Source organism: Bradyrhizobium sp. IC4059 (assembly GCF_020193615.1).
In the GTDB taxonomy this organism is placed as follows: Bacteria; Pseudomonadota; Alphaproteobacteria; order Rhizobiales; family Xanthobacteraceae; genus Bradyrhizobium; species Bradyrhizobium yuanmingense.
In genome coordinates, this window is sequence record NZ_JADYVH010000019.1 from 21,294 (window position 1) to 36,151 (window position 14,858).

General features: G+C 65.0%; 13 protein-coding genes. 11 read left to right on the plus strand and 2 right to left on the minus strand.

Going from position 1 to position 14,858, the window contains the following annotated elements; genetic code table 11:
- Positions 1 to 205: 205 nt before the first annotated feature.
- The 11 genes from zapE to I6F12_RS35130 all read left to right on the plus strand — a co-directional run bounded on the left by zapE (position 206) and on the right by I6F12_RS35130 (position 12,962).
- Positions 206 to 1,393 carry a cell division protein ZapE gene (zapE, locus tag I6F12_RS35080; RefSeq protein ID WP_225148678.1) on the plus strand — a complete coding sequence of 396 codons (1,188 nt, stop codon included), beginning with the start codon at positions 206 to 208 and terminating at the stop codon, positions 1,391 to 1,393.
- A 240-nt stretch (positions 1,394 to 1,633) separates the two neighbouring features.
- Positions 1,634 to 2,602, plus strand: a complete 969-nt coding sequence (mdh, locus tag I6F12_RS35085; RefSeq protein WP_025032846.1) for a malate dehydrogenase — start codon at positions 1,634 to 1,636, stop codon at positions 2,600 to 2,602.
- A gap of 204 nt (positions 2,603 to 2,806) precedes the next feature.
- Positions 2,807 to 4,006, plus strand: coding sequence for an ADP-forming succinate--CoA ligase subunit beta (sucC, locus tag I6F12_RS35090; protein ID WP_036008785.1), 1,200 nt, complete (start codon positions 2,807 to 2,809; stop codon positions 4,004 to 4,006).
- Between the two features lie 4 nt (positions 4,007 to 4,010).
- The gene (locus tag I6F12_RS35095; RefSeq protein ID WP_036024613.1) at positions 4,011 to 4,490 is read left to right on the plus strand and encodes a DUF1579 family protein; all 480 of its coding nucleotides are present in this window, start codon (positions 4,011 to 4,013) and stop codon (positions 4,488 to 4,490) included.
- Between the two features lie 36 nt (positions 4,491 to 4,526).
- A complete protein-coding gene (gene sucD, locus I6F12_RS35100; protein WP_036008780.1) occupies positions 4,527 to 5,411 on the plus strand; it encodes a succinate--CoA ligase subunit alpha in 885 nt (294 codons plus the stop codon).
- A 137-nt stretch (positions 5,412 to 5,548) separates the two neighbouring features.
- Positions 5,549 to 8,506, plus strand: coding sequence for a 2-oxoglutarate dehydrogenase E1 component (locus I6F12_RS35105; protein ID WP_225158372.1), 2,958 nt, complete (start codon positions 5,549 to 5,551; stop codon positions 8,504 to 8,506).
- A 170-nt stretch (positions 8,507 to 8,676) separates the two neighbouring features.
- Positions 8,677 to 9,918, plus strand: coding sequence for a 2-oxoglutarate dehydrogenase complex dihydrolipoyllysine-residue succinyltransferase (gene odhB, locus I6F12_RS35110; protein WP_225158373.1), 1,242 nt, complete (start codon positions 8,677 to 8,679; stop codon positions 9,916 to 9,918).
- An 11-nt stretch (positions 9,919 to 9,929) separates the two neighbouring features.
- The gene (locus I6F12_RS35115; protein ID WP_036024626.1) at positions 9,930 to 10,163 is read left to right on the plus strand and encodes a hypothetical protein; all 234 of its coding nucleotides are present in this window, start codon (positions 9,930 to 9,932) and stop codon (positions 10,161 to 10,163) included.
- Between the two features lie 25 nt (positions 10,164 to 10,188).
- A complete protein-coding gene (locus tag I6F12_RS35120; RefSeq protein ID WP_225158374.1) occupies positions 10,189 to 10,938 on the plus strand; it encodes an SDR family oxidoreductase in 750 nt (249 codons plus the stop codon).
- Between the two features lie 58 nt (positions 10,939 to 10,996).
- Complete coding sequence (gene lpdA, locus I6F12_RS35125; protein WP_225148674.1) at positions 10,997 to 12,397, plus strand: dihydrolipoyl dehydrogenase; 1,401 nt, start codon at positions 10,997 to 10,999, stop codon at positions 12,395 to 12,397.
- Between the two features lie 34 nt (positions 12,398 to 12,431).
- Positions 12,432 to 12,962 (plus strand): hypothetical protein, encoded by a 531-nt coding sequence (locus tag I6F12_RS35130; RefSeq protein ID WP_109141820.1) that lies wholly within the window; start codon positions 12,432 to 12,434, stop codon positions 12,960 to 12,962.
- Positions 12,963 to 13,151: 189 nt separating this feature from the next.
- On the opposite strand, the gene I6F12_RS35135 is transcribed toward I6F12_RS35130, so the two are convergent.
- Positions 13,152 to 13,739 carry a DUF4337 domain-containing protein gene (locus tag I6F12_RS35135; RefSeq protein WP_036008765.1) on the minus strand — a complete coding sequence of 196 codons (588 nt, stop codon included), beginning with the start codon at positions 13,737 to 13,739 and terminating at the stop codon, positions 13,152 to 13,154.
- Between the two features lie 85 nt (positions 13,740 to 13,824).
- Positions 13,825 to 14,790 carry a tyrosine recombinase XerC gene (locus I6F12_RS35140; protein ID WP_225158375.1) on the minus strand — a complete coding sequence of 322 codons (966 nt, stop codon included), beginning with the start codon at positions 14,788 to 14,790 and terminating at the stop codon, positions 13,825 to 13,827.
- Positions 14,791 to 14,858: the final 68 nt, after the last annotated feature.

Consider the following 14,858-nt stretch of genomic DNA (forward strand, 5'->3'; position numbering starts at 1 on the left):
GGTCGGATCGCTCTCGCGATCCGGGTGAGGGGGGACAGGTCTTTCGATGGATCTCATACGCGGATAGAGCCCCTCACCCCGACCCTCCCAGCGCGAGCGAAGCTCGTCGCGCCCCGTAAGAACGGGGCGAGGGAGAAGAAACGCGCATACCTCTGACCCCATTTCACGGCTTGCAATTTCCGTCCGTCTCTGGCGGTAAAGAGCCATGCTCTCCACCCCAAATCCCTCATTCCGCGAGGCCTATCAGGCCGAGATCGCGTCCGGCGCGATCGAGCCGGATCCCGCGCAGGCCGAGGTCGCCGAGGCCTATGCGGCGCTGGACCTGCGGCTTTCGACCTACAAGCCCACCCGCAAGCAGGGCCTGCTCAGCCGCCTGTTCAGCTCTGGTGACAAGGACGAGGCGCCGCGCGGGCTTTACATCCACGGCGAGGTCGGCCGCGGCAAGACCATGCTGATGGACCTGTTCTTCCAGCACTCATCGGTCGAGCATAAGCGCCGCGCGCATTTCCACGAGTTCATGGCGGACGTGCACGAGCGCATCTACGATTATCGCCAGAGCATCGCGCGCGGCGAGATCGCCGACAGCGACGTCATCGCTCTGACGGCCAATGCGATCTTCGAGGAGAGCTGGCTGCTCTGCTTCGACGAATTCCACGTCACCGACATCGCGGACGCGATGATCCTGGGCCGCCTGTTCGCCAAATTGTTCGAGCTCGGCACCGTCGTGGTCGCGACCTCCAACGTCGCGCCCGACGATCTCTACAAGGGTGGCCTGAACCGCTCGCTGTTCCTGCCCTTCATCAAGCAGATCACCGACCACATGGACGTCGCGCGGCTCGATGCGCGCACCGACTTCCGCCTGGAGAAGCTGCAGGGCGTGCCGATGTGGCTGACACCGGCCGATGGCGATGCGGACGCCGCGCTCGATCGGGCCTGGAAGCGGATGACGGGCGGCGCCAAATGCCGCTCGCGTGACATTTCGATCAAGGGCCGCATTCTGCACGTGCCGTGCTCGGCCCATGGCGTGGCGCGATTCTCCTTCGCCGACCTCTGCGAGCAGCCGCTCGGTGCATCCGACTACCTCAGGCTGGCGCACGACTATCACACCCTCCTGGTCGACCATATTCCAGTGATGGACCTCTCCCAGCGCAACGCGGCCAAGCGCTTCATCACCCTGATCGATACGCTCTATGACAACGCCGTGAAGCTGATGGCCTCGGCCGACGCCAATCCGATCTCGCTCTACCTCGCGACCGATGGCGCCGAGGCCATGGAGTTCAACCGGACCGCCTCGCGCCTGATCGAAATGAGCTCGGAATCCTATCTGGCGCTGCCTCACGGCCGCAAGGATTCCACCGCCAGCGGCTCGACCAAGGGCTTGGTCGAGACTTAAGTCCTATCCCCGCCGTCATTCCGGGGCGTCGCAAAGCGACGAGCCCGGAATCCATACTCCGGATGGTGGTTATGGATTCCGGGCTCGCGCTTCGCGCGCCCCGGAATGACGGCCGGGGTATGCTGGCTGCTATCTCGGCAAGCCCGACAATTGGGCATTGGGCGACTTGAACGGGGGAGACGAAAGGGATAACCACCCGTCTCAGTTTCCCCTCCTTACGTGTCTAAAGGACAGGTTCACATGGCGCGCGACAAGATTGCTTTGATTGGCTCCGGCCAGATCGGCGGAACGCTGGCTCACCTCATCGGCCTGAAAGAACTGGGCGACGTCGTGATGTTCGACATCGCCGAGGGCGTGCCGCAGGGCAAGGCGCTCGACATCGCGCAGTCCTCGCCGGTCGACGGCTTCGACGCCCACTACACCGGCGCGAACTCCTATGAGGCGCTCGACAACGCCAAGGTCTGCATCGTCACCGCCGGCGTGCCGCGCAAGCCCGGCATGAGCCGCGACGACCTCCTCTCCATCAACCTCAAGGTCATGGAGCAGGTCGGCGCCGGCATCAAGAAGTACGCCCCCGACGCCTTCGTCATCTGCATCACCAACCCGCTCGACGCCATGGTCTGGGCGCTGCAGAAGGCTTCGGGCCTGCCGCACAAGAAGGTCGTCGGCATGGCCGGCGTGCTGGATTCGGCCCGCTTCCGCTACTTCCTCGCCGACGAGTTCAACGTCTCGGTCGAGGACGTCACCGCCTTCGTGCTCGGCGGCCACGGCGACACCATGGTGCCGCTGGTGAAGTACTCCACCGTCGCCGGCATCCCGCTGCCCGACCTCGTCAAGATGGGCTGGACCTCACAGGCGCGCCTCGACGAGATCGTCGACCGCACCCGCAATGGCGGCGCCGAGATCGTCAACCTGCTCAAGACCGGCTCGGCCTTCTACGCCCCTGCCGCCTCCGCGATCGCGATGGCCGAGAGCTATCTGAAGGACAAGAAGCGCGTGCTGCCCTGCGCCGCCTATCTCAACGGCGAGTACAGCGTGAAGGACATGTATGTCGGCGTGCCCGTCGTGATCGGCGCCAAGGGCGTCGAGCGCGTGGTCGAGATCGAACTCGCCGGCAAGGACCGCGAGGCGTTTGACAAGTCGGTCGGTGCCGTGCAGGGCTTGGTCGATGCCTGCAAGAAGATCGCACCCGATCTTCTCGGCCGCTAAGGCAAAGCAATACCCGCCGAAGATCGAAACCCGGTCTTCGGCGGTTTCACTTCCGGACCCCGGCTGACCGGGGTGGGGTTCCGGTCTCGGTAGATCTCGATTGTCAAAGAATCCGGGTTGCAGTTCCTGTGGTATATGGTATGCCAGCCACAAGACTGAGGTGGGCCCATGAGGTCACCGCCCGCGGGTTCAGGGAGCGACCATATGAATATCCATGAATATCAGGCCAAAGCGCTGCTGCATGAATTCGGCGTTCCGATTTCGCGCGGCGTAGCGGTTCTCAAGGCCTCGGACTCCGACGCCGCCGCAAGACAGCTTCCCGGCCCGGTTTGGGTGGTGAAGAGCCAGATCCATGCCGGCGGGCGCGGCAAGGGCAAGTTCAAGGAAGCATCCGCCGGCGACAAAGGCGGCGTCCGCATCGCCAAGTCGGTGGAAGAGGTCAACGAATTCGCCAAGCAGATGCTGGGCGCGACGCTGGTCACCGTGCAGACGGGACCTGCCGGCAAGCAGGTCAACCGCCTCTACATCGAGGACGGCTCCGACATCGACAAGGAATTCTACCTCTCGATCCTGGTCGACCGCGAGACCTCGCGCGTCTCCTTCGTGGTGTCGACCGAAGGCGGCGTCAACATCGAGGACGTCGCGCACAACACGCCGGAGAAGATCGTGACCTTCTCGGTCGATCCGGCGACCGGCATCATGGGCCATCACGGCCGCACGGTCGCGAAGGCGCTGAATCTGTCCGGCGACCTCGCCAAGCAGGCCGAGAAGCTCACCGCGCAGCTCTACGCGGCCTTCGTCGCCAAGGACATGTCGATGCTGGAGATCAATCCGCTGGTCGTGACCAAGCAGGGCGAGCTCCGCGTGCTCGATGCCAAGGTGTCCTTCGACGACAACGCCCTGTTCCGCCATCCCGAGATCGCGGTGTCGTTGCGCGATCTGACCGAGGAAGACGCCAAGGAAATCGAGGCGTCGAAATACGATCTCAACTACGTCACGCTCGACGGCAATATCGGCTGCATGGTCAACGGCGCCGGTCTCGCCATGGCGACGATGGACATCATCAAGCTCTACGGCATGGCGCCGGCCAACTTCCTCGACGTCGGCGGCAGCGCCAGCAAGGAGAAGGTCGCGGCCGCGTTCAAGATCATCACCGCCGATCCCAACGTGAAGGGCATCCTGGTCAACATCTTCGGCGGCATCATGAAGTGCGACGTGATCGCCGAGGGCGTCACTGCTGCGGTTCGCGAGGTCGGCCTGAGCGTGCCGCTGGTGGTCCGCCTCGAAGGCACCAATGTCGAGCTCGGCAAGAAGATCATCCGTGAATCCGGACTGAACGTGGTGCCCGCCGACAATCTCGACGACGCCGCGCAGAAGATCGTGAAGGCCGTCAAGGGAGGCTAGCGCCATGGCCCAGGACCATCTCGCCGCATCATCTCCGCTCCCCGAGCATGCGCGCCTCGCCGCGTTCGCCGGCGAATGGGATGGTGAGGAGATGGTCTTCCCGTCGCGCTGGACGGCGGGCGGGCCGGCGACCTCGCGCACCGTCGCGCGCATGGATCTCAACGGCTTTTATCTGATCCAGGACTCCGTCCAGATGCGCGACGGCAAGCAGGTCTTCGCCACCCACGGCATCTTCACCTTCGACCGCGACGACCGGACCTACAAATTGTTCTGGTACGATTCGCTCGGCTATACGCCGCCATCGCCCGCCTCGGGCGGCTGGGCCGGCAAGACCCTGACGCTGGTGCGCGGTTCGCTCCGCGGCAATGCGCGCCACGTCTACGAGATCATCAATGAGGATTCCTACTCGTTGAAGATTCAATTCTCGCCGGACGCGGAAGGCTGGTCCGACGTCCTCACCGGCGTCTACCGCCGCATCCACTGACCCACTCACTCTGTTAGTTTCGCGAAAGCAGACCTCATGTCCATCCTGATCGACAAGAACACCAAGGTCATCTGCCAGGGCTTCACCGGCAAGAACGGCACCTTCCACTCGGAGGCCGCGATTGCCTACGGCACCAAGATGGTCGGCGGCACCTCGCCGGGCAAAGGCGGCTCAACGCATCTGGGCCTGCCGGTGTTCGACACCGTGCGCGAGGCGCGTGAGAAGACCGGCGCCGACGCGTCGGTGATCTACGTGCCGCCGCCGGGCGCGGCGGACGCGATCTGCGAGGCCATCGACGCCGAGGTCCCGCTGATCGTCTGCATCACCGAGGGCATTCCTGTGATCGACATGGTTCGCGTCAAGCGCTCGCTGCTCGGCTCCAAGTCGCGCCTGATCGGGCCGAACTGCCCGGGCGTCATGACCGCCGGCGAGTGCAAGATCGGCATCATGCCCGCCAACATCTTCAAGACCGGCTCGGTCGGCATCGTCTCCCGCTCGGGCACGCTGACCTATGAAGCCGTGTTCCAGACCTCCCAGGAAGGCCTCGGCCAGACCACCGCGGTCGGCATCGGCGGCGACCCGGTCAAGGGCACCGAGTTCATCGACGTGCTGGAGATGCTGCTCGCCGACCCCAAGACCGAATCGATCATCATGATCGGCGAGATCGGCGGTTCCGCCGAGGAGGACGCCGCCCAGTTCCTCAAGGACGAGGCCAAGCGCGGCCGCAAGAAGCCGATGGTCGGCTTCATCGCCGGCGTCACCGCCCCTCCCGGCCGCCGCATGGGTCATGCCGGCGCCATCATCTCCGGCGGCAAGGGCGATGCCGGTTCCAAGACCGAGGCGATGAAATCCGCAGGAATTACAGTGTCCCCGTCGCCCGCCCGCCTCGGCCACACGCTTGCCGAAAAGTTGAAAGGCTAATTCAGTTCTTCGTGCTTTTCCGGGCGAAGTTTCGCAGCAAATAGGGTAAAGGGTGCCTGTCGCGTCGAGCCCTGTCGGGGGAGCTCGGCGCCAGCGCCGTTTGTTATGCGCGAATCGAAATCGCCAGGAACTCAAGTATGTCTCGCCAAGACGCGAACGCAGCCTTTGCCCTGTCATCCTTTTTGCAGGGCACCAACGCCACCTACATCGACGAAATCTACGCCCGCTACCAGAAGGACCCGTCCTCGGTCGATGCCGAGTGGCAGGAGTTCTTCAAGAGCCTGAACGACGCGCCGGCTGACATCAGCAAGAACGCGGAAGGCCCGTCCTGGGAGCGCGACAACTGGCCGCTGACCCCGAAGGACGATCTGACCTCCGCCCTCGACGGCAACTGGGCCGAGGTCGAGAAGACGGTCAGTGGCAAGATCGCCGCCAAGGCGCAGGCCAAGGGGGCCGACATCTCCTCCGCCGACCTGCTTCAGGCGACGCGCGATTCCGTCCGCGCCCTGATGCTGATCCGCTCCTACCGCATGCGCGGCCACTTCCACGCCAAGCTCGATCCGCTCGGCATCGAAGCCCAGCGTAACCGCGAAGAGCTCGATCCGCGCACCTACGGCTTCAGCGAAGCCGATTTCGACCGCAAGATCTTCCTCGATCACGTGCTCGGCCTCGAATACGGCACGTTGCGCGAGATCACCGCGATCTGCGAGCGCACCTACTGCCAGACGCTCGGCGTCGAGTTCATGCACATCAGCAACGCGGCGCAGAAGGCCTGGATCCAGGAGCGCATCGAGGGACCCGACAAGGAGATCTCGTTCACGCGTGAAGGCCGCAGGGCCATCCTGCAGAAGCTGATCGAAGCCGAGGGTTTCGAAAAGTTCTGCGACACCAAGTTCACCGGCACCAAGCGCTTCGGCCTCGACGGCGGTGAAGCCCTGATCCCCGCGCTCGAGCAGATCATCAAGCGCGGCGGCAATCTCGGCGTGAAGGAAATCGTGCTCGGCATGCCGCATCGCGGCCGCCTCAACGTGCTGACCCAGGTGTTGGGCAAGGCCCATCGCGCACTATTCCACGAGTTCAAGGGCGGCTCGGCCAATCCCGACGCGGTCGAAGGCTCCGGCGACGTCAAGTATCACCTCGGCGCCTCCTCGGACCGCGAGTTCGACGGCAACCGCATCCACCTGTCGCTGACCGCCAACCCCTCGCATCTCGAGATCGTCGATCCCGTCGTGCTCGGCAAGGTCCGCGCCAAGCAGGACCAGCACGGCGATCCCCCTGACATGCGCATCTCCGTGATGCCGCTCCTGATGCACGGCGACGCCGCGTTCGCCGGCCAGGGCGTGGTTGCTGAATGCTTCGGCCTGTCCGACCTGAAGGGCTACCGCACCGGCGGCTCCGTGCACTTCATCGTCAACAACCAGATCGGCTTCACCACCTATCCGCGCTACTCGCGCTCCTCGCCCTATCCGTCGGATGTGGCGAAGATGATCGATGCGCCGATCTTCCACGTCAACGGCGACGATCCGGAAGCCGTCGTGTTCGCGGCCAAGGTCGCGACCGAATTCCGGCAGAAGTTCCACAAGCCCGTCGTCATCGACATGTGGTGCTACCGCCGCTACGGCCACAATGAGGGCGATGAGCCGGCCTTCACCCAGCCGGTGATGTACAAGCGGATCGCCGCCCATCCCTCGACGCTGACGCTCTACTCCAAGCGCCTGATCGCGGAAGGCGTCGTCACCGAGGGCGAGGTCGACAAGCTGAAGGCGGATTGGCGCACCCGGCTCGATGCCGAGTTCGAGGCCGGCACCTCCTACAAGCCGAACAAGGCCGACTGGCTCGACGGCAAGTGGGCGGGCTTCAAGATCGCCGACCAGGAAGAGGATGCGCGGCGCGGCGTCACCGGCGTCGACATCGCCACGCTGAAGGACATCGGCCGCAAGATCACCAAGGTGCCGGACGGTTTCCGCGTTCACCGCACCATTCAGCGCTTCCTCGATAACCGCGCCAAGGCGATCGAGAGCGGCAACGGCATCGACTGGGCGACCGGCGAGGCGCTGGCGTTCTGCTCGCTGCTCAACGAAAACCACCACGTCCGCCTGTCCGGACAGGATTCGGAACGCGGCACCTTCTCGCAGCGCCATTCGGTCCTGATCGATCAGGAGGACGAGAGCCGCTACACGCCGTTCAACCATCTCGGCCACGAGCAGGGCCATTACGAGGTCATCAACTCGCTGCTGTCGGAAGAAGCCGTGCTCGGTTTCGAATACGGCTATTCGCTCGCCGAGCCGAACACGCTGACGCTGTGGGAAGCCCAGTTCGGCGACTTCGCCAACGGCGCGCAGGTCGTGTTCGACCAGTTCATCTCCTCGGGCGAGCGCAAATGGCTGCGCATGTCCGGTCTGGTCTGCCTGTTGCCGCACGGCTATGAGGGCCAGGGGCCGGAGCACTCCTCGGCGCGCCTCGAGCGCTACTTGCAGATGTGCGCGGAAGACAACATGCAGGTGGTCTACCCGACCACGCCGGCGAACTATTTCCACGTGCTGCGCCGGCAGCTGCATCGCGAGATCCGCAAGCCGCTGATCATGATGACGCCGAAGTCGCTGCTGCGTCACAAGCGGGCGGTGTCGCGTCTCGACGAGCTCGCGAAGGGCACCACCTTCCACCGCATCCTCTATGATGACGCCCAGATGCTGCCGAACGAGGCGATCAAGCTCGTCCCCGACGAGAAGATCCGCCGCATCGTGCTGTGCTCCGGCAAGGTCTATTACGACCTCTACGAGGAGCGCGAGAAGCGCGGCATCGACGACATCTACCTGATGCGCGTCGAGCAGCTCTATCCGGTGCCGCTGAAGGCGCTGGTGGCCGAGCTGTCGCGCTTCAAGAAGGCCGAGATGGTGTGGTGCCAGGAAGAGCCCCGCAACATGGGGGCCTGGCACTTCATCGAGCCCTATCTGGAATGGGTGCTGAATCAGGTGAACGGCGCGAGCCGGCGTCCGCGTTATGTCGGCCGCGCCGCTTCCGCCGCGACCGCCACGGGTCTGATGTCCAAGCATCAGGCTCAGCTGAAGGCGTTCCTGGACGAAGCACTGAGCTGAACTTTTGACTGCGTCATGCCCGGCCTCTTGCGCAACCAGCGCACCGGGGCGGGGCATCCAGTAGCCGCGGCGTGACTGCAAGCGCCCCGGCTCGCTGGATGGCCTGCTTTTGGCCGGCCGATGACGCCTGAATTCATGACCGCTACCTGCGATCCCTTAAGGATGAGACCATGACTGAAATTCGTGTGCCGACGCTCGGCGAATCCGTCACCGAGGCCACCATCGGCCGCTGGTTCAAGAAGGCCGGCGACCCCGTCGCCGTCGACGAGCCCCTGGTGGAGCTCGAGACCGACAAGGTCACCATCGAAGTCCCCGCGCCGACCGCCGGCACGTTGAGCGAGATCATCGCCGCCGATGGTGCGACCGTTGCCGTGGGCGCGCTGCTCGGTCAGATCACCGATGGTGCCGGCGCAGCCAAGCCCGCCGCCGCGCCGGTCAAGGCTGCGGCGCCTGCCGCTGCCGCCGCTGCTCCCGCGCCGGCTCCTGCTGCCGCGAAGGCGCCGCCGGCCGATGCGCCGCTCGCGCCGTCGGTGCGCAAGCTCTCCGCCGAGACCGGCATCGACGCCTCGACCGTTCCGGGCTCGGGCAAGGACGGCCGCGTCACCAAGGGCGACATGCTGGCCGCGATCGAGCGCGCCGCCTCCGCGCCGACGCCGGTCAACCAGCCCGCCGCCGCGGTTCAGGTCCGCGCGCCGTCGCCGGCCGATGACGCCGCCCGCGAAGAGCGCGTCAAGATGACCCGGCTGCGCCAGACCATCGCGCGCCGCCTCAAGGACGTGCAGAACACCGCGGCCATGCTCACGACCTTCAACGAGGTCGACATGACCAACGTCATGGCGCTGCGCGCGCACTACAAGGACGCGTTCGAGAAGAAGCACGGCGCCAAGCTCGGCTTCATGGGCTTCTTCACCAAGGCCGTCGTGCAGGCGCTGAAGGACATCCCGGCCGTCAACGCCGAGATCGACGGCAGCGACCTCATCTACAAGAACTACTACCACATCGGCGTCGCCGTCGGCACCGACAAGGGCCTGGTCGTGCCCGTGGTGCGCGACTGCGACCACAAGTCGATCTCCGACATCGAGAAGAGCATCGCCGATTTCGGCCGCCGCGCCCGTGACGGCCAGCTCAAGATCGACGAGATGCAGGGCGGCACCTTCACCATCACCAATGGCGGCATCTACGGCTCGCTGATGTCGACCCCGATCCTGAATGCGCCGCAGTCCGGCATTTTGGGCATGCACAAGATCCAGGAGCGGCCGATGGTCGTCGGCGGCAAGATCGAGGTCCGCCCGATGATGTATCTGGCGCTGTCCTACGATCACCGCGTCATCGACGGCAAGGAAGCCGTCACCTTCCTGGTCCGCGTCAAGGAGAGCCTGGAAGATCCGGCGCGCCTGGTGCTGGACCTCTAAGGGAGGCGACGATGGGGGAGCCGTCGCTCGCGCATGCGCTCATCTCCATGGTGCCGCTCCTGCTGACCACCCTTATCTTTTTCTTCTTTGCGATTCCGATTAGTCGCAGGAAAGGTAAGGGGGTCGGCTTCGCGGCCTTGTGCCTGATCCCGTTTCTCACGCCCTTCATTCTGTTCCATTTGATCAGCTTGACGGACAAGTCCGTGCTTGATCGCTTGGCGGCTCTTGAGGGCAGGACGTCGTAGTGCGCTCGAACTCGTGGGGATTGATGTGACGGATAAAGTCGTTGTCATCACCGGCGGCAGCCGCGGCATCGGGCGGGCGACCGCGCTTGCGGCGGCCGCGCGCGGTTTTCGCGTCGTGGTTGGCTACGCCAGCAACAAGCAGGCGGCCGACGAGGTGGTAGCTACGATCGCGGCCAGCAACGGCAAGGCCATCGCGGTGAAATGCGATGTCGCCGAGGAAAGTGACATCCTCAATCTGTTCAAGGAGGCCGACAAGTTCGGCACGCTCGGCGCGCTCGTCAACAATGGCGGCATCGTCGGCAAGAGCGGCGTGCGCGTCGACGAGATGTCGGCCGAGCGCATCCAGCGCGTGATGGCGGTGAACGTCACCGGCTCGATCCTCTGCGCGCGCGAGGCGGTGAAGCGGATGTCGACCAAGCACGGCGGCGCGGGCGGCGTCATCGTCAACCTGTCCTCGGTCGCAGCGCGGCTCGGCGCACCCAACACCTATGTCGACTATGCCGCGTCCAAGGGCGCGGTCGATTCCTTCACCGTCGGCCTCGGTTATGAGGTCGCGGGCGAGGGCATCCGCGTCGCCGCGATCCGTCCCGGCCTGATCGACACCGACATCCACGCTGCCGGCGGCGAGCCCGACCGCGCCCATCGCCTGGCCCATCTGGTGCCGATGAAGCGCGTCGGCACCGCCGATGAAATCGCCAATGCCATCGTCTGGCTGATCTCGGACGAGGCCTCCTACGTCACCTCAGCCATTCTCGATGTGTCCGGCGGACGCTGACGCGCCGCGCGGACGCTGACACATCCTCACCACGCCTAACCTTACGGGACTTTCTCTCATGGCTACCTACGATCTCGTCGTCATCGGCACCGGACCGGGCGGTTATGTCTGCGCGGTACGCGCGAGCCAGCTCGGCATGAAGGTCGCCGTGGTCGAAAAGAACGCGACCCTCGGCGGCACCTGCCTCAATGTCGGCTGCATGCCGTCGAAGGCGCTGCTGCACGCCTCCGAAATGTTCGAGGAAGCCGGCCATTCCTTCGCCAAGATGGGCGTCAGCGTTTCCGCGCCGAAGCTCGATCTGCCCGCGATGATGAACTTCAAGCAGCAGGGCATCGACGGCAACGTCAAGGGCGTCGAGTTCCTGATGAAGAAGAACAAGATCGACGTGCTCAAGGGCACCGGCAAGATCCTCGGCACCGGCAAGGTCGAGGTCTCCGCCGACGGCAAGTCGCAGGTGGTCGAGACCAAGAACATCGTGATCGCCACCGGCTCGGACATCGCGCGCCTCAAGGGCATCGAGATCGATGAGAAGCGCATCGTGTCCTCGACCGGCGCGCTGGCGCTGGACAAGGTGCCAGGCCGATTGCTGGTCATTGGCGCCGGCGTGATCGGGCTCGAACTCGGCTCGGTGTGGCGCCGGCTCGGAGCCGAAGTCATGGTGGTCGAATTCCTCGATCGCATCCTGCCCGGCATGGATGGCGAGATCGCCAAGCAATTCCAGCGCATCCTTGAAAAGCAGGGATTTGCATTCAAGCTGGGCTCGAAGGTGACCGGCGTCGAGATGAACAGCAAGGCATTGCTTGCGAAAATCGAACCGGCTTCCGGCGGTGCCGCCGAGACCATCGAAGCCGACGTCGTGCTCGTCTGCATCGGCCGCGTGCCCTACACCGACGGTCTCGGCCTCAAGGAAGCCGGTGTCGCGCTGGACGCGCGCGGCCGGGTGCAGATCGATTCGCATTTCGCCACCAGCCTGAAGGGCGTCTATGCCATCGGCGATGTCGTCGCAGGCCCCATGCTCGCGCACAAGGCCGAGGACGAGGGCGTCGCGGTCGCCGAGATCATCGCAGGCCAAGCCGGCCACGTGAATTACGATGTGATCCCCGGCGTCGTGTATACCACGCCGGAAGTGTCCTCCGTCGGCAAGACCGAGGAGGAACTCAAGCAGGCGGGCGTGGCTTACACGGTCGGAAAGTTTCCGTTCACCGCCAACGGCCGCTCCAAGGTCAACCAGACCACCGACGGCTTTGTGAAGATTCTCGCGGATGCGAAGACCGATCGCGTGCTCGGCGTGCACATTATCGGCCGCGAAGCCGGCGAAATGATCCATGAAGCGTGTGTTCTCATGGAATTCGGCGGCAGTGCGGAAGATCTCGCGCGCACCTGCCACGCCCATCCGACGCGCTCGGAGGCCGTCAAGGAAGCCGCGCTTGCGGTCGGCAAGCGAGCCATCCATATGTAACGACGCGCCCAGCGCCGAACCGGGCGGGGAACACATGCTGCGCCGCCTTCTTCAACCGGTCTGGGTCCTGCTTGCGATCGTCTTCCTGATCGAAGCCTGGCTGTGGGATCATCTCGAGCCGATCGTCGCCAGGATCGTCGCAGCCATCCCGCTGGCGCGCTTCAAGCATTGGCTGACGGAGCGCGTCGATGCGCTCTCGCCGGCCATGACGCTGCTCGTGTTTGCGGTGCCCGTCGTCCCGCTGTTTCCGCTCAAGCTGGTCGGGCTGTGGCTGCTCGCGCATGAATACTGGACCGGCGCGTTCTTCACGATCGTGTTCGGAAAGCTTGTCGGCGTCGGCGTCACCGCCTTCGTGTTCGACGTCACGCGCGCCAAGCTTCTGGAGATGCGCTGGTTCGAGCGGATCTACGCCCTGGTGCTGAGGGTGCGCGCCAAGGCCGCCGAGCTGGTCGACCCGATCAAGCGCCGCATCCGCGAGCTGATCGCCGGCAACGGCGAGGGCTGGTCCTACCGCACGCTGCGTATGATCCAGCGCTTCAGGAAGAGCGTGCATCAGGCGCGGTGATCTTCGCCACCACAAGGACCGTCCGTAGCCCGGATGGAGCGCAGCGCAATCCGGGACAGGCGTCCCCGCTCTATCCTCCGTCATTGCGAGCGCAGCGAAGCAATCCAGTATCTTTCCCCGGAGGCAGTCTGGATTGCTTCGTCGCAAGGGCTCCTCGCAATGACGCGGTGAGAACCCGGCCTCAACACCTCAATGCAAATGCAGCAGATGTGGCCACCACAGGCCGAGCGCGGTCATGAACAGGCCGGCGATCGTCAGCGCGCCGCCGACATAGGCGAGCGCGATCATGCCGGTGATGATGGTGGCGGACGCCAGCACGATGCCGATCTGGAAGGCGGCCGAGGCCAGCTCGAAATGGTGGTACTTCGCGGTCGCCTCGTCGCGGGCGTGCTCGGCGTGCTTGGCCTTGTCCGCAAGCTGCTCGGTGCCTTCGCCGGTCTCGGGCTCGGAGCGGTAGCGCTGCGCGGTCTTGGTCCAGTCGTCGATCTGCTTCTGCACGGCGGGCTTCTGCGCCTCGGCCGCGGCGGCCAGTGTCAGCTTGCCCTGTTCCGCCGCGGTCACCACCACGGTGCGGCGGATGCTCTTGGCCTGGAAGAATGCCCAGAGATTGGCGGCCTCGACGTTCTTGCTGATCGATTCGGTCTGGGCACCCTTGCCGAGCGTCTCCGAGATCGCCAGGAACAGCGCCAGCACGGCGATCAGAAGAGCGATCTTCTTGTTCGAGCCGGACGCGTGTTCGGCGTGCTCGGCATGCTCCATGCTTTCATGTGCGCCCATATAATGTCCCTCCTGTGCCGGTTCCCACGATTTGACCGAACCGTGGGCGCTGTGCAAGAGGCACGCGAGCTATGACGAGAGTGTGTCAGCGCCGCGGATGGGCGCTGGCATACACCTCGAGCAGCCGCTCGGAATCGATGCCGGTATAGACCTGCGTGGTCGACAGCGAGGAATGGCCGAGCAATTCCTGGATGGCGCGCAGATCGCCGCCGCGCGAGAGCAGATGCGTGGCGAAGGAATGCCGCAGCGCGTGCGGCGTGGCGCTGTCGGGCAGCCCGAGCGCGCCGCGCAGCCGCTCCATCGCGAGCTGGATGATGCGCGGGCTCAAGGGGCCGCCGCGCGCGCCGACGAAGATCGGTCCTTCCGCCGGCAGCGGATAGGGGCACATCGCGACATATTCCTGCACCAGCGCGAGCACGTTCTGCAGCACCGGCACCATGCGGGTCTTGTTGCCTTTGCCTGTCACGACCAGCACGTCGCCTTCGCCGGGCTTCGGCACCTCGCGGCGCTTGAGACCCAGCGCCTCGGAGATGCGCAGGCCCGAGCCATAGAGCAGCGCCATCACCGCGGCATCGCGCGCCAGGATCCAGGTCTCGCGCTCCTCGCCGGCGCGCTCGTCGGCGTCGGCAAGACGTTTGGCCGATGCCATCGGCAGCGGCTTCGGCAGGCTCTTGGCGACCTTCGGCGCGCGGATCGCCGACAATGCACCGACCTTGCCCTTGCCCTCACGCTCCAGAAAACGTCCGAACGAGCGCAGGCCCGCCAGGGCGCGCATCAGGCTGCGGCCGGCGATGTCGTCGGCGCGGCGCATCGCCATGAAGGCGCGCACGTCGGTGGCTTCCAGCGCTGCAAACCGCTCGAGCGTGACGCGCTCGCCCCAATGGCCACAGAGGAAATCCAGGCATTGCCGCAGATCGCGGCCATAGGCCTCCAGCGTCTTCGGCGACAGCCGCCGCTCGGCGCCGAGATGCGCCAGCCAGCGCGCCATCTCCTGCGCGATCGAGGGATCGGCGCTGGCGAGCTCGATGTGTGGGGCGGCCGCTTTGCTCATGCGCTCTGGACGTGGTGATTCCGCACAGTATATCGCATCACACCAGTTTACTGTTCGCTAAGGCCGCC